The following is a 21535-nucleotide window of genomic DNA, read 5'->3' as shown; positions in this document are numbered from 1 at the left end:
ATGTATGCAGTCATCGAACCAGGAATCAGCATTTACGGTCCGGTTGGCTGACCCGGAAGCCCACAGGGATCCGGGCACCGGATCAGCAGGCCGCGGCTTCACTGCCCGCCGCCGTAACCGCCACGGGCGTGGCCTGCGCGGCGAGGTGATGCTTCCCGCCCACCCCGGCTACCGCACCCGCTCGGACCGCTTTGATGACATGGTGATGGAATCGGCGCAGCGTTTGCACGACATCTGGGGGAAAACCCTGGACGGTGTCCGTTTCGGGGTGGATGAGATTCCGCCCAACCTTGAGCAGTTGGCGGCCGCAGCTTCCCCCGTGCCCATGGGCGCGTCCGCGCCGGCCACGGCCGACGACGGCCCCATGATCACCGTGTACCGGCGGGTGGTGGAGCAGGGCACCGCGAGCTCCGACGAACTGCAGGACCTGGTCCATGATGTGGTGGTGGAGTACACCGCGGAGATGCTGGGCGTGGCACCGGAAACCCTGGACCCGGTGTACCGGCGCCGCTACTGAGCCGCGCCGGCCCCGACAGCCTCGGTCAGTAGCCCAGTGCCACCGGAACGCTTTCCTGGCCGGCTGCCGCCGGCATAAAGGCCAGCGACGAAATGTCGTTCCGGCCATCCTGCTGCAGCAGCAACGCCCCGTACGCGGCATCCCCGGAAGCGGAGACAACGTAGCCCACAACGTCGGCGCCGTCGGTCTTCTCCGGAATGGTGATGGCCGCGGTGGTGCCGCCGGCAATGTCCGCCGTTGCCGGGGCCCGGACCTTGCCGTCCGACGTGACAGCGGCGTAGGTGATGCTGGCGCGCGCGTCGAGGGCCCCGAATACCAGTTGCCGGACGCCGCCCAGCGGCACGGGCACGACGTGCTGGCTGCCGAGCCGGACACCTGACGGCGCCCAGGCCACGTCTGATTCCTTCTCTGCGTCGACGCCCCGGCTCATCCGCGCCGCGGCCACAAAGGAGACATCCGAGGATGCAGCAACCGTGTATTGGCCGGCCGGGACGCCGGCCAGCAGCACCTCGGTGACGGCGCCGGCCTTGGCGGTGACTACGCCGCCGTCGGGCAGTGCCTTCTGGCCGTCCCGCCCGTACAAGCTGATCTCCACCACGGCATCTGAAGGGCCGGGCACTGTGAGCTGAAGGGCGGGGCCGGCGTCGTCGTAGCCGGATTTTCCGGTCATCGCTGTGACTGCTGCGGGGGCCTGGATGTCGACGCCGGTCATGACCTGGCGTGTGGACGGTGCGGCTCCGGGTGCGATGAAATCGACGCCGCCGGGGGTAAGTCCCCGGAGGACACTTTGCTGGATGACGGCGGCCACAGGTCCGCCCGCGCTGCGGACGTGGACGCTGAGCTGTTCTTCGGATGGGGCCAGGCCGGCAAGGATGACCGAACGCGTGGCTCCCGGCGCCACCAGGAGGCCGCGGCTGCCCGGGGCCTGGATCTGGCCCGAGGCACCAAAAAGTTCAAGGCTGACAGTGGCCGGCGTGGTGGACGCGTTGGAGAGCACCAGGACGGATGTCCGCCCTACGGTGGTCCGCGCTCCGGCCAGCCACTGGTCATTGGCTGGCTGCTGGCAGTTGGTGGCGGCCATGCCGCGAAGGTCACCGTCAGTGGCGGAGAACTTCAGGGCAGCAGCCGCCGATGCCTTCTGGTTTGCGACGGGGTCGGCCTGGAGCACGGAGGCCTGGTCCGTGGCACGGCCGGCGACGATGCCCGCAAGGGTTTCCTGGGGGGCGCTGTCCTTGGCGGGTGCGCCTGGCTCCTTGGCAATTTCGACGGCGGTGGCCCCGTCGAGGCGGGACAGCCGGCTGGCAGGAAGCACGCCGGCTGACCCCAGGACCACTCCCGTGACGGTGCTGGCCGCGGTGGCGGATTCGGGGCTGAACTGGGGGTCGGTGCCGGCTTGGGTGCCCTCGAGCAGACGGGCGGGCCCGGGGCAGACGCCAATGCTGGTGCCGGCGGGAACGGTGGCCGCCACAGCCGCCAGGTCGCGGTTGGACGCGGGGCCCAGCAGGGACCCTGCGGCCACCACGGCCCCTGCGGCTGCCAGCACCAGCGCGGACGCGGCAAATCCTGCCGCCGCGGCCTTGCGCCGTTTTCCGGCGGGACGCACGGGGGCCTCCGCCGGGGTCCCGGCCGCCGGGGCGGGGGGTTGCGGAGCTGTGGGCTTGGCCGGTGCTGTGGCCTGGCCCGCTGCGGGGGTGGTGTTCTCACGCATTCTGTTGTTCCTTACGCAAAGAGCCCTCGCCACGTGAAAGGCCGGTCCGTGGCCGCGGCGCCGGCAGTGGGATGGCCAGCAGGATGGTCAGGCCGATCACCGTCAGCTGGGCTATTCCGGCCCAGGGCCCCCAGGGGTTTTCGTAACGGACAGTCAGTTGGCCGGCGGCGGTGGGAAGGGCAAAGGCCTGCGACCAGCCGGAGGTGGCGGTGGGCAGCTTTTGGCCGTCCAGCCACGCGCTCCAGTGCGGATCGGCCCGTTCAGCAAGGACAAGCAGCCGGCCGTCCGGCCCGGCAGGGATTGCGGCGTCGACGTCGGTGGCTGCGGACGGCACCATGGCAATCGCTGCCCCGCCGCCGTCGACAATCCTCACCCTGTGGGCAACCTCGGCAGCCTGGTTGGCGGGCTGGTTGAGGGGCGTGATGCGCCACAGCCAGCCCATGTCCGTCTGGCCCACCGCGACGAGTCCGGGCACGGCGTCCATGCGGCTCGCGGTCAGCTGCGCGGCGGAATCGGCGGCGCGGAGCACCACAAACCCGGCTCCCAGCTGTTCCAGGTCCGCGCGCGGGTCCACGCCCTGGCCCGCCACGAGCGTTGCCACAACCCGGCGGATCGAAGCGGTCACGCCGTCGTCGTCGCGGACGGTTTCGGCGCCCGGCGCGCCGATGATGTTCCGTGCTGAAGCGATCGCTGACAGGCTGTCCAGCGTGGTGCCGGCGCCGCGCTGGAGCGCAGCATCGATGGTGCCGTCGTCGCGGGTGCTGATCAGGAGGGTCCGGGTTTGTTCCGGACCTGTCCCCCGGTCGATTGCAGTGGCCGGCAGGGTCCGCGGGGTGGCGGGAACCACCAGCCGCGGGGTGCCCAGCGGCTGGCCCTCGGCGTCTGCCGCAGGCGCTGCCGCTGCGGCGGGATCCGTGCCCAGCAGGTTCTGGGCGGACCAGGCGGCCATGCCGGCGAGGGGGCCGGCCAGGACCAGGACCAGGCCGGCGGCCACGGCCACCCGAACCCCTGCCCGCTTACGGGGATTGTGGGCGGCGGCACGGTCGGCCAGCGAGAGGAGCTGCTCGGCGCCGAGCAGGCCGGCGCCCAGCAGGGCAAAGGCCGCTGCCGAGACGGCGGGCCCGGTAAACGGCACCACCAGGGTGTCCGCGCCGGCGGCGGTGGCCACCTGGCCGGCGAGCCAGCCGCCGGCAAGGGCTATCGCGGCTGCTGACCACAGTGACCGGACCGTTTTGGCGCGGCGGCCTGTGATGAACAGCCCCACAACAGCGAGGAGCAGGATGGGGACGGCAACCAGGCCGGCGAGCACCGGGGCCCAGGGAACAATGCCGCCATCGAAGACGTAAAGCCCGGCCAGGCCGCCGTCAAGGCCGAACCGCAGGGGCTGGCCCAAGAGCTGCTGCCACAGGGGTGCGGCTTCGAAGGCCAGGGGCAGGCCTGGATCGGCGAGGAGGGCGCGGGGCCGGTCCAGCACGGACAGGCCAAACGGAATGAACAGGGCAGCGGCGGGCAGCAGGGCCCACCACACGGTCCGGCCGCGGCGGCCCAGCAACAGTCCGCACAGCACCACCACGGCCACGGCAGGCACCAGCAGTGCCGGCGCCGAAGCCGCGATGACGGCCAATGCCAGGCCGGCGGCGGCCGCAGCTGTCCAGGACGGGGTGCCGTTGATGCCGGGCCGGATGGGTGGCTTGTTTCCTGTCCTGCGGTCGCCGGGGGCGGGCATGGTGAATCGTCCGTGGCCTACCGCTGAGCCTGTGGCCCGGAGCAGCGCGAGGGCAAACAGGGGAATCATCAGGTGCGCGATCAACGCACCGGCGCGGCCCTGGTTAAGTGCCACCTGCAGGGCCGGGGCAGCGGCCCAGGCCAAAGCGGCGGCCAGCCGGAGCCTGCGGCGGACGGTAAGGCCGCCGGCCGCGAACCAGGCAGTGAGTCCGGAAAGCGGGGTGCTGAGCAGCAACAGCCACGCCAGGGCGGCGTTGGCGTCGCCGCCGCCGATGACGCCAAGGACCCACAGGACGTATCCGAAGGGGTCGCCACGGCCCGGCAGCCCGGCGCCGAGGCCCACCCACCAGCTGGAGGCATGGTGCCAGATGTCGCCCAGGCCGGCGGAGACGGGGATCAGCGCACCACCGGATACGGCGTCGGCGCGGAACAGGCCGGCGAGGCCAAGCAGGGCGGCGACCGCGGCGACAATAACGGCAGCAAGGGCGCCGTTGCCCACCCAACCTCGCTTGGTGGTGGCCAGGGCGGCAAAATCATCAGCGGCGTCTCCGGTGGGCTGGTTGGCCAGCGGATCGTGTTCCAGCTCGTCCGCCGGAGTGTTGTCGGATCCCAGCGCCTCCATGAGGGACCGCCGGTGGCTCCACACCTCCCGGCGGGGGGTCTGCAGCTTCCGGATCACGGAACGCCGGATCCTCCGGGTTTTCCGCGCAGCCCCCCTGGCGCGGGCAACGGCCCGGGGCCGGGCCAGGGCAGCGCAGGTCGCGGCCAGCTGGGACAGGCCGTACCCGGGATCCTTGACCAGGATGCTGAGGACGAACTTGAAGAGGCTGCCCAGCAGGGCGCCAACAGCGTGGACCGGGACCAGCCAGGCCGGTGCGTGCTTGAGCCGCAGGTGGACCTGGGCTTTCCTGGCAGCGGCAGCGTTGCCCAGGGCATGCGGCCGGTGGGCCACATGGAACATCCTGGCCGAAGGCACCACCACCACGCGGTGCCCGGCCAGGCGGTTGCGCCAGCAGAAATCGACGTCGTCGCCGCTGCCGGGAAGCGCCGGGTCGAAGCCGCCCAGCTGCTCCCAGACGTCGCGGCGCACCAGCATCCCGGCGGAATTCACCGCGAAAGTATCACTTCGCCCGTCGTACTGGCCCTGGTCCAGTTCCTCGGCGTCAATCAGGGTCAGCCGTTCAGCCCAGCGGCTCGTTGAAAGGCCCACGTCAATGAGGTGGCGTTCCGCGTCCCAGTCCAGCTGCTTGCAGCCGGCCACGGTCACGGACGGCGCCCGCTCCACTGCCATGAGCAGCTCGGCCAGCGCCTCCGGCGCCGGCGCGGCGTCGTCATGGAGCAGCCAGATCCACTCCGGGCGTGCGTTTTCGGCGGCGGCATGCCATGGCGACAGCCCGGCAAGGCCGGCCTGCACGGCAGCGCCCATACCGCCCTTGACCCGGTCATGGGCCACAACGTGCGCGGCGCCGAGGGCCCCGGCAAGGAGCTGCTGCGATTCGTCGCGGGAGCCGGCATCCACACCGATGGCGCGGTCAACCGGCCGGGTCTGTTCCGCCAGGGCGGAGAGGGTCCTGGGGAGATAGGCACTGCCGTTGTGGGCGACCACAACGGCAGTGACATAAACGTCCTGAAGAATTAGACTGCCCGCTTCCTAAGCCGCCGGCGCTCGCGCTCGGACAGGCCACCCCAAATGCCAAACCGTTCATCGTTGGCCAGCGCATACTCAAGGCACTGCGACCTTACGTTGCACGCACCGCAAACCTTTTTGGCGTCCCGGGTTGAGCCGCCTTTTTCCGGAAAAAACGCCTCGGGATCCGTCTGGGCGCACAAGGCGTCAGTCTGCCACCCCAGCTCCCCTTCGTCGTCGAAGTCCTGCTGGAACGGCAGGCCCAGCCATTCCGGCTGCGTCGCGGCGGAAATGGCCAGTTCCATGGGCGGGTCGAGTTCGTCCTCGGGATCCGCGCCGCTGGAGAGGGCTTCATGGGCTGCCAGGAACGCGGTGGCCTGCTGGTCAAGGCTGCCGCCGGAATTCCGGTTGTAGCGTTCGGCGGCGTCAGGATCTGCAGGATCCACATACCAATCGCCGGGCACGCCCCGTGCACGGTATTTGGCTGTCGCCTGACCGGCGACAATGCCATCTTCCTGGATTCGCTCTGCTTGCCCCACGGCGACCCTCCTGCTGTTGCGGCTACTGCCTGGATACGTGGACACTCGGTTGTGTGCCGGTATTTACGCAGTTGCCTTAGATATCTAATTACACGTGTGTAACTTGGGTGAGTCAAGCCGGAGCCGGGATAATAATCACTCCGAACCCCCAACGCGCGCACGCCACGCCGATCATTTCGTGGCGTGTCGCGCGGCCCTCATGCAGGTCAGCGCGGTTCCCGGCAGTTGCGGCCCTGATTTCCCGGCAATCGGGCACCTTCGGGCAACGCCCCGCCGGGATGGACGTCACTCCGGTGAGAGGCAAGTCACAGGCCCCCTGCGCCGGAATGGTCCCGGCCTGCTGGCGCACGGAGGGCTGCCCGGTGGCAGGATGGAGTCATGACTACTCCGGCGTCCCACCTGATGACCAGCCTCCGTTCCGGCAATGCCACAGCGCCGCGGCTTACCTGGTACGGCCCGGACAGCGAACGCGTGGAACTTTCCGGCAGGGTCCTGGACAACTGGGTGGCCAAGACCAGCAACCTGCTCCAGGACGAACTGGACGCGGCTCCCGGGATGCGGCTGAAACTTGACCTGCCCGCGCACTGGAAGTCAATGGTGTGGGCCCTGGCAGCCTGGCAGGTGGGTCTGGAAACGGTCCTGGACGGGGCGGACGCCGATTTCCTGGTCACGGCGGCCACCGACCCGGTCGAGGGCCGGTATGACGCCGTAATCGCCGTTGCCCTGCCTGCCCTGGCCATGCGCTGGCCGGGCACGCTGCCGGCAGGCTGGGTGGATTACGCCGCCGAAGTGCGCTCCCACGGTGACGTCTTTATGGCCCATGCCGAGCCGGACCCGGCGGCCTGCGCCATCCGTGCCGGCGGGGGCGGGGTACACAGCCAGGCTGGGCTGCTGGAGGGCTTCGCACTCCCCCACGAGGACGGCGCAAGGATCCACCTCGCCGCCGGGGATGGCCTGGAAGGCGCCCTTGCCGGCGCACTGGGCGCCTGGCAGCGCGACGGGTCGGTGGTGCTGACCGCACCTGAGGTTGAACTGACGGACCACCTGCTGGCTACCGAACGCATCCACGGCAACTAGGCCACAGCGGCCCTGCCCGCGCGCATTCGGGCTGGATCAGGGCCGGGACGGTCCGCCCGGGGTGCTGCCCTGATCGGCGGCCGGAGCCTGCCCGCGGTGCTGGTGGTGGAGTTCGATCAGGTCATGGTCGTGCGAGAACTCGGGTTCCTGGTCCAGTTCCTCGTTGAAGACCCAGAACCGGTAGGCGAAGAACCGGAAGATGGTGCCCAGAACAAGGCCCACAACGCTGCCCGCGATAAAGAGCGAGGGCTTGTCGTTCAGTTCCAGGACGTACTTGGCGAACCACACGCAGCCGGAGGCGATCAGCAGGCCCACGAAGTTCATCACGGCGAACAGGACGGCCTCGCGCACCACGTTGGCCTGCTTACGATGGCGGAACGTCCAGAACCGGTTGGCCACCCACGAGAAGATGCTGGCCACGATCGTGGCGACGGCCTTGGCCCAGACTTCGCTGCCGTGCATGGGCCCCGTGAAAAGCCAGATGAAAATGGCGGAGTCAATGACAAACGCCACACCGCCCACGGCCCCGAATTTGGCAACTTCACGCCAAAAGAGTGAGGCGAGCCCCCGGATTCGATCTGCAAGTGCGCTAAACATGACCCTCCATGGCCGTCTGAACTATGGGCCACACGGCCAAACGACTATTTTAGCCCCCAAACACCCCCTCCGGCCCCTCCGCCGCCGCCTTCCCCGGCGCAGATTGGTGGAAATCTTCGGCGTAGAGCGCCCGGGAAGCCGGGATCACGGGCTGTCTTCGGTAGGCTTGCCCATGTGACTTTTCCAGTAATAGGCGTGGTTGGCGGCGGCCAACTGGCCCGAATGATGGCCCCAGCCGCAACCGCACTCGGCTTTGAACTCCGTGTCCTGGCAGAAAGCGGGGACGTTTCGGCAGTCCCGGCGGTCCGGACCTCACCGGTGGGTGACTACAAGGACCTCCAGGCCCTGCTCGGCTTTGCCGAAGGCGTGGACGTGCTGACCTTCGACCACGAGCACGTCCCCACGGCGCACCTGCGCGCCCTCCAGGACGCCGGGGTCAACGTCCAGCCCGGACCGGACGCCCTGGTCCATGCCCAGGACAAACTGGTGATGCGTGCTGCCATCGAGAGGCTGGAACTGCCCAACCCCGCGTGGGCCTCAGTGGACGGCATCGCCGACCTGGTGGCCTTCGGGGAGGACAGCGGCTGGCCCGTGGTGCTGAAGATGCCCCGCGGCGGGTATGACGGCAAGGGTGTTCGGATTGTCGCGTCCGCGGAGGAAGCCGCAGAAACCGCTGAGTGGTTTGCCGCCATGAGCCCGCTGCTGGCCGAGGCCAAAGTGGAATTCACCCGCGAACTTTCGGCCCTGGTGGCCCGGACTCCGGACGGCGAGTCCCGGGCCTGGCCCGTGGTGCACACCATCCAGGTTGACGGCGTCTGCGATGAAGTCATTGCCCCGGCCCTGGACATCCCGGTGGAGGTCGCCGCCGCTGCCGAGGACGCGGCCCTGCGGATCGCCGCCGAACTCAACGTGACAGGCGTCCTCGCCGTCGAACTTTTTGAAACCCCCGGCTCCGGCCCCGGGTTCCTGATCAACGAACTGGCCATGCGGCCGCACAACACCGGCCACTGGACCCAGGACGGTTCGGTGACCAGCCAGTTTGAGCAACACCTCCGGGCTGTTTTGAACCTTCCGCTCGGGTCCACCGACGTGCTGGCACCGGTAGTGGTGATGAAGAACTTCCTGGGCGGCGACAACCAGGACCTGTTCTCGGCGTTCCCCCTGGCGTTGGCCAGCGAACCGGCCGCCAAAGTGCACTGCTACGGCAAATCGGTCCGCCCGGGCCGCAAGATAGGACACGTGAACCTGGTGGGCACGTCCGCGGCGGACGTTGATTCCGTCCGCAGCCGCGCCTCGCTGGTGGCGGGCATCATCCGTGATGGCCGCGTCCCCGCCGGGGAACCGCAGCAAACATTCGAGGAGAACCAATGAGCGCCAAAGCCAACCCCGCCGCCACACCGGCGGCGGCCCCCCTGGTGGGACTGGTCATGGGTTCCGACTCCGACTGGCCCGTGATGGAAGCTGCGGCCGAAGCCCTGGCTGAGTTCGGCATCCCCTTCGAAGCTGATGTGGTTTCCGCACACCGGATGCCCACCGAGATGATCAGTTACGGCAAGTCCGCCCACGAACGCGGGCTCCGTGTGATCATCGCCGGCGCCGGCGGTGCCGCCCACCTGCCCGGCATGCTGGCGAGCGTCACTCCGCTGCCCGTGATCGGCGTCCCCGTTCCCTTGAAGACCCTGGACGGGATGGACTCGCTCCTTTCCATCGTCCAGATGCCCGCCGGTGTACCGGTGGCCACCGTCTCCATCGCCGGCGCCCGGAACGCGGGCCTCCTGGCTGTCCGGATCCTCGCAGCCGGTACCGACGATCTGGCAGCCTCCCTCCGGACCGACCTGCTCGCATTTGCCGAGGAACTCAACGCCGTGGCCAGCCGCAAGGGGGCAAACCTCCGGCAGAAAGTCAGCGAGGTCTTCGCGGACCCCGCGGGCTCCCCCCGGGGCAGCCACTAGGACGCGCCCATGGCCAGCAGCAAAGCACAGCACGAAGCCACCGGCAGTGGCCTGACCGATCCCGTCCGGTTCCCGGCCGGCGCCGCCCCCGCGGTCCGCACCAAGCGGGCCTTTGTCCTGGTGCTGCTGACCCTCCTGGTTCCGGGCAGTGCGCAATTGGTGGCCGGCGACCGCAAACTGGGCCGCACGGCCCTGCGGGTCACCCTGTGCGCCTGGGGGCTCGTGGCCATTGCCCTGCTCCTTGCCGTGTTCAACAGGAGCCTGCTGATCAACATCCTGGCCAACCAGTTCGGTTCACTGCTGGTGGTCATCCTGCTCGTCGCCCTGGCTGCCGGCTGGGCGGTCCTGTTTGTCAACACCCTGCGCCTGATCCGCCCGGTCCTGCTGGCGCCCAAGGCGCGTCCCGGCGTCGCCATTGCCCTCGTCCTGTCGCTGGTCCTGGGCAGCGGTACCCTCGCCTACAGCGCCTACCTGCTCAACGTGAGCCGCAACGCGATCGGGAGTATCTTCTCTGCCGGCCCCGCCATCGAACCGGTGGACGGCAGGTACAACTTCCTGATGATGGGCGGAGACGCGGGCGATGACCGCACCGGCCGCCGCCCGGACAGCCTCTCCGTCCTGAGCGTGGATGCCAAAACGGGCCAGACGGCCATCATCTCGGTGCCCAGGAACTTCCAGAACGCACAGTTCAGCGAAGGGTCGCCGATGCGGGACATCTACCCGGACGGTTACAACTGCGGCGACGAGTGCCTGATCAACGCGATCAACACCGAGGTCACCAACAAATACGCGGACCTGTACCCCGGCGTCGCTGATCCAGGGGCGCAGGCCACCATGGAAGCCGTCTCCGGCACCCTGGGCCTCACGGTCCAGGCCTATGTCCTGGTGGACATGGAAGGTTTCGCCAAACTCATCGACGCCATGGGTGGAATCAAAATCAAGGCCGGTGGCTGGGTGCCGCTGAGCGGTGAGGTCATCGATGAGGCGAACGGCATCCACGGCATGCCCATGGGCTGGATTCCGGCCGGCGAACACCGCCTGAACGGCGACCTGGCGCTCTGGTACGGCCGGTCCCGCGAATTTGTGGACGACTACGCCAGAATCCAGCGCCAGCAGTGCATCCAGCAGGCCATGCTCAAACAGCTCGACCCGGGCACGCTGCTGGCCAAGTTCGAGGAAATCGCCAATGCCGGAACCCAGGTGGCGGACTCCAACATCTCGTCCAACCAGCTGGGCAGCTTCGTGGACCTCGCCGTAAAAGCAAAGGGACTTGACATCAAGCGGATGACTATCGGTCCGCCGGACTTCGACGCCTCCTTCTCCACGGTGCCGGACTTCGGTGAACTCCACTCCCGCGTGGACCAGCTGCTGGCGTCGGCCGGGCCGCAGGCTGCCGGGACGGCCGACGACGCCATGGCAGTTCCCGCCGCCGGTACCGGCCAGGTGCAGGCCGCCGGAGTTCCTGCCGCCCTTTACGCGGCCGGCGCCCTTCCCCGCCAGCAGTCACCGTCGCCGTCGGACTTCGTCCCGGTGACCACCACGCCGGACGGCGAGCCGATTACCGAGGCCATGCTGAACGAACTCAAGCGCCAGGGCAACGAGCAGGCCATCCGGGACCTCGTGGCCAGTAACGGCAACTGCGCGCCGCTTTAGGCAGCGCAGCCAAACCAGAACCAAGTGATCGGAACGGGCTTTGTACGAAATTGAGAACGTCCTCCGGGATTATGCCTGGGGTTCGACCACCGCCATCGCCGCCCTGCTGGGGCGGCCCGAATCGGGCGGCCCCGAGGCCGAACTCTGGATCGGCGCGCACGCTGACTCCCCGTCGATGGCCCGGTCCGGCAGGAATGGAACACCGACGCCGCTCAACGAGCTGATCGACGCCGACCCTGCGCACCACCTCGGTGCAGGTTCCGTGGCCCGCTTCGGTCCCCGGCTGCCGTTCCTTGCCAAGATCCTGGCCGCCGCCCAGCCGCTGTCCCTTCAGGTGCATCCGAGCCTCGAGCAGGCGCGCTCAGGTTTTGCCCGGGAGAACGACGCCGGCGTGCCGGCCAACGCAGCCAACCGCAACTACCGCGACGATAACCACAAGCCGGAAATGATCCTGGCGCTGACGCCGTTCGAGGCCCTGTGCGGATTCCGGCCTCCGGAACAGACCCGGCAGCTCCTGCAGCACGTGGCAGGCCGTTTTGACCAGGCCGGGCGCACTGCTCCCGCCTTGCTGGGCACCCTGCTCGCGGACCTGGCCGGACCGGACGAGGGACAGGCCCTCCGGACGGCCTTTGAAAGGCTGATTTCCGGTGGCGGAGAGGTAGCGGAGGCCACGGCAGTGGTGGCAGCTGCCCTCATCTCGGGCGCGCCGCTGGAGCCCTACCGCCCTGAACTGGCCACAGTGGTCAGCCTGAACGAAAAATACCCGGGCGACCCCGGCGTCCTGATCTCCCTGCTGCTGAACCGGATTTCGCTGCAGCCCGGCGAAGCCGTCTACCTTCCGGCAGGCAACGTCCACGCCTACCTGCACGGCCTGGGTGTGGAGGTCATGGCATCATCGGACAACGTCCTCCGTGGGGGGCTGACGCCCAAGTTCGTGGATGTCCCCGAACTGCTGCGGACCATCGATTTCCAGCCCGTCGCGGTGCCCATGCTGGCGGCCACCAGGAACGGCCTGGACCAGGAAATCTTCAGCCCTCCGTTCGCGGAGTTCTCCCTGCAGCGCATCGCTTTGGGTCCGGACGCGGGTCCGGTGCCTATAGCCCAGTCGGGAGCGGCAGTGGTGGTTGTGGTGGCCGGCGACATCTACCTGGACTCCCCGAAGGGCGACCTGCACCTGTCCCGCGGCGGCAGCGCGTTCCTGCCGGCCGCCGAGGCGCCGGTGAATGTCCACCGCGCCGCGGGCAGCACCGAAGAAGTCCTCGCCTTCGCGGTGACCACCGGCCTTCCGGCCGGGGACTAGCGCTTCAGCAGGCGGGCCGCTGCCGGCCGGACCCGGCCAGCAGCGGCCTTCACCGCGCGCCGGGCGCCCTGCAGGCCGCGCCTGGCCAGCGGCATGGCTTTGGCGTAGGCAGGGTACAACGGCGACAAGGGCTTGTCCCAGGTGCCCAGGAGCAGGTTCTCGTGCTTGGCGAACTGCTTCTTGAAATCGGAGATGCCGTCGTTGAGCAGGCCGTTGAAGTCATACCGCGAGCAGCCGTCCGCTCGCATTGCCTGCAGGGCTGCCCACTTCACGCCGTAGTTGACCCGCTGCTTCTGCCCTTCGGCGGACACCCCGCCGTAGAGTTCGAAGGCCGTGGCACCGCTGCGGGCGAGCCAGACAAAGGCCAGGACCCGGCTGCCGTCAAACGCGGCGATGATCGGGGAACCCTCGCCCAGGTTGGCAAAGATGTCCCGGTAGTACTGGTCCTCATGGATGCCGAACCCGGCCCGTTCGGCCGTTTCGTGGTAGATCGCCAGGACCTGTTCCAGTTCGTCCGCGCTGGCGACCTTCCGGAACTCCACCTCGCTGCGCATTGACTTGCGGATGTTGGCGCGGGTGGACTTGGACATGTCCGCCATCAGCTCATCGTCGGTCCGGCCAAGGTCCAGGATGAGGGTCCGCGGGATCAGGACCGTGTTTTCGGTTTTGCGGAACCCGGCGGCAGCCACCGCGCCGGCGAAGTCCGAGTCGGCGTCCCAGTCAGGTTCGATGCTGAGCGCCACTCCCCCGTGACGGGTTGCGGCATGCGCCGCCAGGCTGTCCAGCACTGCGGGGGCATCGGCCGCTGAGCACATGGGCCCGCGGGGAATGTAGACCAGGGCCTTGAAGGGAAAGGGCAGTCTGCGGATCAGCAGCTGCGCGCAGCCAACTGTGGTGCCGCCGGCCACCAGGAGCACCCGGTCAACGGACCAACCGTGCGCGGCCTTGGTCTGCCCCCAACCCCACAGCTGCTGCGGATGCCCCTGGAACCGGTCAACATGCTCATCCCACAGGGTGCGGTCAGTACAGGGCACAACAGCGACAATCATGGCTTAAACCCTATACCAACGCGTTAACGCCGAAGCCCCGGGGCGCGCTGGGCACTCCGGGGCTTCGGGACGGGCCGGCTACGGCCGGCAGGCTCAGCTCTTGCGGGCGTAGCCTTCCCACTTGCTGGCCTGGTGCTCGCCGTCCACAAAGCGGATGGTGCCGGATTTGGACCGCATCACGATTGACTGGGTCAGGACCTTGTCCTTGGAGTAGCGGACACCCTTGAGCAGGTCTCCGTCCGTGATGCCGGTGGCTGCGAAGTAGCAGTTGTCGCTTGAGACGAGGTCGTTGGTGGAGAGGACGCGGTCAAGGTCATGGCCGGCGTCGATCGCCTTCTGCTTCTCGTCGTCGCTGGTGGGCCACAGGCGGCCTTGGATGACGCCGCCCAGGGACTTGATGGCGCAGGCCGCGACGATGCCCTCGGGGGTGCCGCCGATGCCCATCAGGGCGTCCACGCCGGTGCCGGACCGGGCCGCCGCAATGGCGCCGGCAACGTCGCCGTCCATGATGAACTTGGTGCGGGCACCGGCTTCGCGGATCTCTTCGACCAGCGGGCGGTGGCGGTCACGGTCCAGGATCATCACGTTGAGCTGGTTGACCTTAACGCCCTTGGCCTTCGCGATGAGGTGCAGGTTCTGCTTGACGGGCAGGCGGAGGTCCACCATGTCGGCAGCCTCGGGGCCGGTGACCAGCTTCTCCATGTAGAAAACGGCTGAGGGGTCGAACATGGAGCCGCGCTCAGCCACGGCGAGCACGGCCAGGGCGTTGTTGATGCCCAGGGCGGTCAGGCGGGTGCCGTCGATGGGGTCGACGGCAACGTCGCACTCAGGGCCGGTGCCGTCGCCGACGCGTTCGCCGTTGAACAGCATGGGGGCTTCGTCTTTTTCGCCTTCGCCGATGACCACAACGCCGTTGAAGTGGACGGTCTGCAGGAAGGAACGCATGGCGTCAACGGCAGCGCCGTCCGCCGTATTCTTGTCGCCGAAACCTACCCAGTGTCCGCCGGCGATGGCCGCGGCCTCGGTGACGCGGACCAGTTCAAGGGCCAGGTTGCGGTCAGGCTCGTCGTTGCCTACTGCCAGGGACGGTGAGATCGTGGAGTATTTCTGGGTCATGGACGCTGGTGACACGTGAACCTCTTCTTCGAGTGGCGATCATTAAACCCGCAACGCCGGTGCGGCGGTGCGGTGATTCCTCTGCTTCCGATCATAGTCGCGGCATCGGGCACGGGGCATCGGATGACGCGCCCCCGCAATGTGCCGGGATTGGCCGGAGCCGGACCGAGGGGGTCCCGAATAGCAGAGGGTGCCTCTATAGGCGACTATGGAGGGGTGAATGAAATGCAGGAAAAGCCCAGCCCCAGCCCCGAACCCAGCGAAACCCGCGGCCGGGAGTCTGCCGCCGGGCAGGACGGCGGCAGCCAGGTTTTGCCCGTCATTCCGGCCGCGGCGGCCAAGCGGGCCAACGCTTCGGTGATCGGCATGATCATCGCCCTGGTGGTCAGCATTGCGGCGTTCCTGCCGGTAATCCTGATGAACCCGCTGCCCAAGAGTGATGGCTACCGCCCGGACATCGACGTGGCCGCAATAGCCGGCCGGGCCGCGGATGTGGCAGGATTCACACCTGCCGCGCCGGACACCGGCGGTGCGTTCAGGGCCAATTACGCCCGCTGGGAGGCAGGCACGTCCAGCGGGGTCCCCACCTGGGAGGTGGGCTACCTGACGCCCAAGGGCTCCTTCATCGGCATGGTCCAGACCATCAAGGCCAACCCCACCTGGCTGCTCCAGGAAACCCGCAACGCCCCCGTTACCGGCTCCCGCAGCGCAGGCGGCCAGGAATGGGAACTCCGGGACACCGGCAAGGGCGAGAAGTCAATGGTGCTGGAATATGGCGGCACCACCGTCATCCTGACCGGCGCCGCCCAACTGGAAGAATTCGGCACGCTGGCGGGCGCCGTGGTGAAGTCCATTGAGGCCAACCCGGCCGTAACAGTTTCACCCTCCGCCACCGCAGCGCCGTAACGTAGTCGCGTGGCTACCTACCTGACCCCCGCACTCGCCTGGCGCCGCCTGCGCGAAGGAAACGAACGCTTCGTCAACGCCGAAACGTCCCACCCCAACCAGGATGCGTCCCGCCGCTCCTCCCTGGTGGAGAACCAGCACCCGTTTGCGGTGATCTTCGGCTGCTCGGATTCCCGGCTCGCCGCCGAAATCATCTTCGACGTCGGCCTTGGCGACGTTTTTGTGGTCCGCACCGCCGGCCAGGTCATCGACGACGCCGTCCTGGGCTCCCTCGAATACAGCATCGGCGTGCTGGGGGTGCCCCTGATCGTGGTCCTCGGCCACGACAACTGCGGCGCCGTCAGCGCCACCAAGGCCGCCGTCGAGACCGGACAGATGCCTGCCGGTTTCATCCGGGACCTGGTGGAGCGGATCACGCCCTCGGTGCTGACCTCGCTGCGGAACGACCAGACAGAGGTCAACGACATGGTGGTGGAGCACGTCAAGCAGACCGCCCAGCGGCTGGCGGACAGCTCCCGTGTGATTTCCGACGCAATCGAAAGCGGCCGCGCCGCCGTCGTTGGCCTGTCCTACAGCCTGGCGGAAGGCCGGGCGGACGTTGTTTCGGGCATCGGGGACCTCTAGCGGCACCGGGCGGGCCGCTGCGTCGCAGCCCCTTCACGGTTTTCGATGGTGCGCCCGCTCGTCCTAAGCTAGCCCCATGACTTCCACTGAAGAATTCCGCATTGAACACGACACGATGGGCGAAGTCCGCGTCCCCGTGAACGCCCTGTACCGTGCACAGACGCAGCGTGCAGTTGAGAACTTCCCCATCTCCGGAAAAACCCTGGAACGCGCCCACATCGAGGCGCTGGCCCGGGTCAAGAAGGCTGCGGCGCAGGCCAACGCGGAACTTGGGGTGCTCGACGGCGAGCTGGCCAAGGCGATCGCCGACGCTGCCGATGAGGTGGCGGCGGGCAAGTACGACGGCGACTTCCCCATCGACGTTTTCCAGACCGGCTCCGGCACCTCCTCGAACATGAACACCAATGAGGTGCTGGCCGAACTCGCATCACGCGCCCTGAAGGCAGCCGGCAGCGACAAGGTGGTCCACCCCAACGACCACGTCAACGCCTCGCAGTCCTCCAACGACGTCTTTCCCACCTCGGTCCACGTGGCAGCCACCTCGGCCCTGATCAACGACCTCATTCCTGCGCTTGGCTACCTGGCAGAGTCGCTGGAACGCAAGGCCGTGGAGTTCAAGGACGTCGTGAAATCCGGCCGCACCCACCTCATGGACGCCACCCCGGTGACGCTGGGCCAGGAGTTCGGTGGCTACGCAGCGCAGGTCCGCTACGGCATCGAACGCATCAACGCAGCACTCCCCCGCGTCGCTGAGGTTCCGTTGGGCGGCACGGCCGTGGGCACGGGCATCAACACCCCGGCCGGCTTCCCCGAACGTGTCATCGAACTGCTCGCCACGGACACCGGCCTGCCGCTGACCGAAGCCCGCGACCACTTCGAGGCCCAGGCCAACCGCGACGGCCTGATCGAAGCGTCCAGCCAGCTGCGCAACATCGCGATCTCCTTTATGAAGATCAACAACGACCTGCGCTGGATGGGCTCCGGCCCCAACACGGGCCTGGGCGAAATCGCGATCCCCGACCTGCAGCCGGGTTCCTCGATCATGCCGGGCAAGGTCAACCCCGTCATCTGCGAGGCCTCCATCATGGTGTGCGCGCAGGTCATCGGCAACGACACCGCCATCGCCTGGTCCGGCACCAACGGCGCCTTCGAGCTGAACGTCGGCATCCCCGTGATGGCCGCCAACCTGCTTGAGTCCGTGCGCCTGCTGGCCAACACCAGCCGCGTGATGGCGGACAAGATGATCGACGGCATCACCGCGAACGTGGAGCGCGCCCGCTTCCTGGCCGAGGCCTCACCGTCCATCGTCACCCCGCTGAACAAGTACATCGGGTACGAGAACGCGGCGAAGATCGCCAAGAAGGCCGTGGCCGAAGGCCTCACCATCCGTGAAACCGTCATCGCCATGGGCTTCCTGGAGCGCGGCGAGGTCACCGAGGAACAACTGGACACCGCCCTGGACGTTATGTCCATGACGCGCCCGCCGCACAAGGCCTAGTTCCCCCGGCTTTCCTGCAGTACGACGGCGGCCGCCACCTTCCCAGCGAAGGCGGCGGCCGCCGTCGTACGCATTTCCCAGATTAAGTTGCACTAATTCCGACTTAGTGCAAAACTTTACTCTGTGACTCAGAGTGCAACTTTAGAAAATGGCCTCCGTGAGCGGAAACGGGCCGCAACGCGGCAGGCCATCACCAACGCCGCCCGGACCCTGACGGCCGAACGCGGGCTGAACGGCTACACCGTGGAAGAGGTCTGCGAAGCCGCCGGAATCTCGCGCCGCACCTTCTTCAACTACTTCCCGGCCAAGGAAGACGCCATCATCGGCCACGTGGACGACGACGTCCCCGAGGACATCCTTGCCGAGTTCATTGCGGGCGGCGCAGCCTCCCCTGCCGGCGAAATTTCCCCCACCCTTTTCCAGGACCTCATCCGGTTCTCCCTCCGGCTTTCCGAAAAGATGACCGCCTCCGAGGAGGAAACCCGGCAGCTGATCGCCGTGGTCCATAAGGAACCGCAGCTGATCCTGCGCATCATCGGGGTCACTGACCGGCGCGAGAAGCAGTTCGCCAGGGACCTGGCCCGCCGCGAAGGCGTGGGCGAGGACCATCCCGTGGTGCAGATGGCCGTGGTCCTGTTGGGCACCATCGCCCGCAAAAGCAGCATGGCCTACTTCTCGGACGGCAACACCCGCCCCTACCGCGAGCTGCTGATGGAAAACATCAGCGCCGCCAGCAGCCTTTTCTCCCAGCCTTTCGACCCCACCACCGCAGCAGCAGAAGGACACTCATGAGCACCACCACCAAGCCACCGGCAGGGCCCCTGCTGTTGACGCAAAAACGCATCTGGATCATCTTCTCGGCGCTCATCGCCGGCATGCTGCTCTCCAGCCTGGACCAGACAATCGTCTCCACGGCCATGCCCACCATCGTGGGCAAGCTCGGCGGCGTCGAACACCAGGCCTGGATCACCACCGCCTACCTGCTGGCCACCACCATCGTGATGCCCATCTACGGCAAGTTCGGTGACATCCTGGGCCGGCGGAACCTGTTCCTCGTGGCCATCGCGCTGTTCACGCTCGCCTCGGTCGGCTGCGCCCTTGCGACCGATTTCTGGGGCTTTGTCATCTTCCGTGCCATCCAGGGCCTGGGCGGCGGCGGCCTGATGATCCTGTCCCAGGCCATCATCGCCGACATCGTCCCCGCCAAGGACCGCGGCAAGTACATGGGCCCGCTGGGCGCCATCTTCGGACTCTCCGCCGTGGCCGGCCCCCTCCTGGGCGGGTTCTTCGTGGACCACCTCACCTGGGAATGGGCCTTCTACATCAACATTCCCATCGGCATCGCCGCCTTCGCCATCGCCTGGTTCACCCTGACGCTGCCGAACAAAAAGGCAGAAAAGCGCATCGACATCCTCGGGGTCCTCCTCCTCTCCACCGCCACCACCTGCCTGATCTTCTTCACGGACTTCGGCGGCAAAAAGGACGAAGGCTGGGATTCTCCGCTGACCTGGGCCTTCGGTGCCGGCCTTGTCCTGTCGGCCGCAGCCTTTGTTATGGTGGAGCGCCGCGCCGAGGACCCCATCATTCCGCTGAGCCTGTTCCGCAACCGGATCTTCGTCAACGCCACGGCCATCGGCTTCACGCTGGGCCTGGGCATGTTCTCCGCCATCGCCTTTGTGCCCACTTTCCTGCAGATGTCCTCCGGCACGTCCGCCGCCGAATCCGGCCTGCTGATGCTGCCCATGATGGTGGGCCTGATGGGCACCTCCATCTACTCCGGCATCCGGATCTCCAAAACCGGCAAGTACAAGATGTTCCCCATCCTGGGCGCTGCTTTCACCATGGCTGCCATGCTGTGGATGACCACCCTAGCCGCCACAACACCCATCTGGGTTATCTGCGTGCAGCTGTTTGTGTTCGGTGCAGGCCTGGGCCTGATCATGCAGGTGGTGGTCCTGGTGGTCCAGAACTCCGTGCCGGCAGAGCAGATCGGCACCGCCACCAGCACCAACAACTATTTCCGCGAAGTGGGTGCCGCCATGGGCGTCGCAGTGTTTGGTGCCATCTTCACCAACCGGCTCTCCGAATCGCTGACCACCGCCTTCACGGGGGCCGGCGCATCGGCTGACCAGGCCGCGCAGTCCACCAGCACCCTGGACCCGGCAGCGCTCAGCCAGCTCCCGGAGCAGCTGCGGGACGCCATCGTGAACGCTTACGCCGACTCGCTGGCGCCGGTGTTCTGGTACCTGCTGCCCTTCATTGCCGTGGCCCTGCTCCTGGCCATCACGCTCAAGCAGATCCCGTTGTCGGATACGGCCGGCATGGTGGCCCGCGGCGAGGCAGTGGGCGGCGAGGAAGCCACCCGGCTCGAGGCCGAGCAGCGGGCAGCAGCCGCCGGCGAAGCGCCCGCCAGGCAGGACGACCCTGCGAACAACGGCCGGGATGCCGCGGACGACGACGGCGGGCTGGTTTCCCAGCGACGCTGACGCGGGCTGCCACCACGGTCCGTCGGATCACGACAAGCAGGGACGCCGCAATCTTGGGGGATGCGGCGTCCCTGCCTGGTTTTAAGCCGTCGGCTCAGGCCTCGAAATGCGCTGTCCCCGCCGGCGCGAGGGCACGACGGATGCTGGTGAGGTGGCCGGCCATCAATTCCGGCAGGTCCGTCGGGGCGAACCAGCCCACGGCAAGAGATTCGTCGTCGTTGATCCGGGCGGTCCCGGACACGTACCGGCACTTAAAAACAATGTCCAGAAATTCACAAACATCGCCGTTCGGGTAGGTGAACGGACCCACGGCGCCAACAGAGACCACGTGCTCCACCTCTGCCACCACGGCTGTTTCCTCAAAAATCTCCCGCACCAGGCCGCGGGCGGGCTGCTCCCCCGGCTCCAGGATGCCGCTGACCAGGGCCCACTGCCCGTTATCGGCCCGCCGGGCCAACAGGATCCGGCCTTCCCCGTCCACCACCACACCCCGGACGCCGGGAAGCCACAGCAGGTCGTTGCCGACCTTCTTACGCAGGTTCAGGATGAAGTCAGGTGCAGGCATAAGCCAAGCCTATGCCTCCGGCGCACCGCCCTCAGGCCGGCAGGAGCAGGGCCAGGAAAGCACCGGCCAGCATAAACGGGCCGAACGGGATAGCTGTCTTCAACGTGCCGCGGCGTGCCACCAACAGGATTACGGACCAGGATCCGCCCAGCAGGAACGCCAGGAACGTGCCCGCGAACAGGTGGCCCCAGCCCAGGAAGCCCAGGTACAGGCCCAACACTCCCGCCAGCTTCACATCGCCGAATCCCATGCCCGGCGGGTACAAGCGCCGCAGCACGTAGTAGAACAGCCACAGCAGCCCCGCTCCCGCCAGCACCCGGAAAGTCTCCGTGGCGGCAAGCCCGCCGTCGTGGAGGGTACCGGAGCCGGCATCACCCAGCGCCGCGGCAGCCACCAGAAGCAGGCCGACAATGGCGTAGGAAGGGAAAATGATCCGGTTGGGCAGCAGGTGATGCCGGACATCGATGACTGTGAGGCGCACGGCCATGACCACAAAATAGGCGCACGCGGCCAGCACCAGCCAGAAGGCCACAGGGTTGCCGGCCCAAAGGCCGCCGAGTCGTCCCATCACCCCTCGGATGCTACTGGAATCGGGC

The 21535-nt window shown here is 67.7% G+C and carries 19 protein-coding genes; 11 read left to right on the top strand and 8 right to left on the bottom strand.

What is annotated here, in order from left to right:
- The first annotated feature begins 4 nt into the window (after positions 1-4).
- The gene (locus tag ASF72_RS08270; protein WP_056597960.1) at positions 5-517 is read left to right on the top strand and encodes a metallopeptidase family protein; all 513 of its coding nucleotides are present in this window, start codon (positions 5-7) and stop codon (positions 515-517) included.
- Between the two features lie 25 nt (positions 518-542).
- On the opposite strand, the gene ASF72_RS08265 is transcribed toward ASF72_RS08270, so the two are convergent.
- The 3 genes from ASF72_RS08265 to ASF72_RS20965 are packed head-to-tail and all read right to left on the bottom strand — an operon-like array spanning position 543 to position 6116.
- Positions 543-2225: a DUF5719 family protein gene (locus tag ASF72_RS08265; RefSeq protein WP_056597958.1), complete on the bottom strand. Its 1683-nt coding sequence runs from the start codon at positions 2223-2225 to the stop codon at positions 543-545.
- Positions 2218-5556, bottom strand: a complete 3339-nt coding sequence (locus ASF72_RS08260) for a glycosyltransferase family 2 protein (protein WP_056597956.1) — start codon at positions 5554-5556, stop codon at positions 2218-2220. The genes ASF72_RS08265 and ASF72_RS08260 overlap by 8 nt, the downstream gene beginning before the upstream one ends.
- A 29-nt stretch (positions 5557-5585) precedes the next feature.
- Positions 5586-6116, bottom strand: coding sequence for a WhiB family transcriptional regulator (locus ASF72_RS20965; protein ID WP_082178404.1), 531 nt, complete (start codon positions 6114-6116; stop codon positions 5586-5588).
- A gap of 378 nt (positions 6117-6494) precedes the next feature.
- On the opposite strand from ASF72_RS20965, the gene ASF72_RS08250 reads away from it, so the two are divergent.
- Positions 6495-7193: a TIGR03089 family protein gene (locus ASF72_RS08250; RefSeq protein ID WP_056597954.1), complete on the top strand. Its 699-nt coding sequence runs from the start codon at positions 6495-6497 to the stop codon at positions 7191-7193.
- A gap of 36 nt (positions 7194-7229) precedes the next feature.
- Here the strand turns inward: ASF72_RS08250 and ASF72_RS08245 are convergent, their stop codons facing one another.
- Positions 7230-7790, bottom strand: coding sequence for a GtrA family protein (locus ASF72_RS08245; protein WP_050687898.1), 561 nt, complete (start codon positions 7788-7790; stop codon positions 7230-7232).
- A gap of 174 nt (positions 7791-7964) precedes the next feature.
- Between ASF72_RS08245 and ASF72_RS08240 the strand changes: the two genes are divergently transcribed.
- The 4 genes from ASF72_RS08240 to manA are packed head-to-tail and all read left to right on the top strand — an operon-like array spanning position 7965 to position 12695.
- On the top strand, positions 7965-9161 hold the full coding sequence (locus ASF72_RS08240) for a 5-(carboxyamino)imidazole ribonucleotide synthase (RefSeq protein ID WP_082178405.1): 1197 nt from the start codon (positions 7965-7967) through the stop codon (positions 9159-9161).
- Complete coding sequence (gene purE / locus ASF72_RS08235; RefSeq protein WP_050687900.1) at positions 9158-9742, top strand: 5-(carboxyamino)imidazole ribonucleotide mutase; 585 nt, start codon at positions 9158-9160, stop codon at positions 9740-9742. Before ASF72_RS08240 ends, purE begins: the two co-directional genes overlap by 4 nt.
- A 9-nt stretch (positions 9743-9751) precedes the next feature.
- Complete coding sequence (locus ASF72_RS08230) at positions 9752-11395, top strand: LCP family protein (RefSeq protein WP_056597952.1); 1644 nt, start codon at positions 9752-9754, stop codon at positions 11393-11395.
- 40 nt (positions 11396-11435) lie between these two features.
- Positions 11436-12695 (top strand): mannose-6-phosphate isomerase, class I, encoded by a 1260-nt coding sequence (gene manA, locus ASF72_RS08225; protein WP_056597950.1) that lies wholly within the window; start codon positions 11436-11438, stop codon positions 12693-12695.
- Here manA and ASF72_RS08220 read toward each other — a convergent pair.
- Both ASF72_RS08220 and glpX read right to left on the bottom strand, forming a co-directional pair.
- The gene (locus tag ASF72_RS08220) at positions 12692-13744 is read right to left on the bottom strand and encodes a lipid II:glycine glycyltransferase FemX (RefSeq protein ID WP_056597948.1); all 1053 of its coding nucleotides are present in this window, start codon (positions 13742-13744) and stop codon (positions 12692-12694) included. The two genes, manA and ASF72_RS08220, sit on opposite strands and share 4 nt — an antisense overlap.
- 93 nt (positions 13745-13837) lie before the next feature.
- Entirely contained in the window at positions 13838-14860 is a 1023-nt protein-coding gene (glpX, locus tag ASF72_RS08215; RefSeq protein ID WP_197273624.1) for a class II fructose-bisphosphatase, read from the bottom strand.
- Positions 14861-15085: 225 nt separating this feature from the next.
- Here glpX and ASF72_RS08210 point away from each other — a divergent pair, with 225 nt between their 5' ends.
- The 5 genes from ASF72_RS08210 to ASF72_RS08190 all read left to right on the top strand — a co-directional run bounded on the left by ASF72_RS08210 (position 15086) and on the right by ASF72_RS08190 (position 20374).
- Positions 15086-15766, top strand: coding sequence for a DUF4245 domain-containing protein (locus ASF72_RS08210; RefSeq protein ID WP_050687905.1), 681 nt, complete (start codon positions 15086-15088; stop codon positions 15764-15766).
- Between the two features lie 9 nt (positions 15767-15775).
- Positions 15776-16390: a carbonic anhydrase gene (locus ASF72_RS08205; protein WP_050687906.1), complete on the top strand. Its 615-nt coding sequence runs from the start codon at positions 15776-15778 to the stop codon at positions 16388-16390.
- A gap of 76 nt (positions 16391-16466) precedes the next feature.
- Positions 16467-17888: a class II fumarate hydratase gene (locus ASF72_RS08200; RefSeq protein WP_050687907.1), complete on the top strand. Its 1422-nt coding sequence runs from the start codon at positions 16467-16469 to the stop codon at positions 17886-17888.
- Between the two features lie 123 nt (positions 17889-18011).
- Positions 18012-18680 (top strand): TetR/AcrR family transcriptional regulator, encoded by a 669-nt coding sequence (locus ASF72_RS08195; RefSeq protein WP_056597946.1) that lies wholly within the window; start codon positions 18012-18014, stop codon positions 18678-18680.
- The gene (locus tag ASF72_RS08190) at positions 18677-20374 is read left to right on the top strand and encodes an MDR family MFS transporter (RefSeq protein WP_050684574.1); all 1698 of its coding nucleotides are present in this window, start codon (positions 18677-18679) and stop codon (positions 20372-20374) included. The genes ASF72_RS08195 and ASF72_RS08190 overlap by 4 nt, the downstream gene beginning before the upstream one ends.
- A 94-nt stretch (positions 20375-20468) precedes the next feature.
- Here ASF72_RS08190 and ASF72_RS08185 read toward each other — a convergent pair whose 3' ends face one another.
- Both ASF72_RS08185 and ASF72_RS08180 read right to left on the bottom strand, forming a co-directional pair.
- Positions 20469-20939 (bottom strand): NUDIX hydrolase, encoded by a 471-nt coding sequence (locus ASF72_RS08185; protein WP_056597944.1) that lies wholly within the window; start codon positions 20937-20939, stop codon positions 20469-20471.
- Positions 20940-20970: 31 nt separating this feature from the next.
- Positions 20971-21510, bottom strand: a complete 540-nt coding sequence (locus tag ASF72_RS08180; protein ID WP_050684576.1) for a prepilin peptidase — start codon at positions 21508-21510, stop codon at positions 20971-20973.
- Positions 21511-21535: the final 25 nt, after the last annotated feature.

It is taken from the genome of Arthrobacter sp. Leaf141 (assembly GCF_001424565.1).
In the GTDB taxonomy this organism is placed as follows: domain Bacteria; phylum Actinomycetota; class Actinomycetes; order Actinomycetales; family Micrococcaceae; genus Arthrobacter.
The sequence above is the reverse complement of the archived record's forward strand: the minus strand, read 5'-3'. Positions and strand labels throughout refer to the sequence as shown.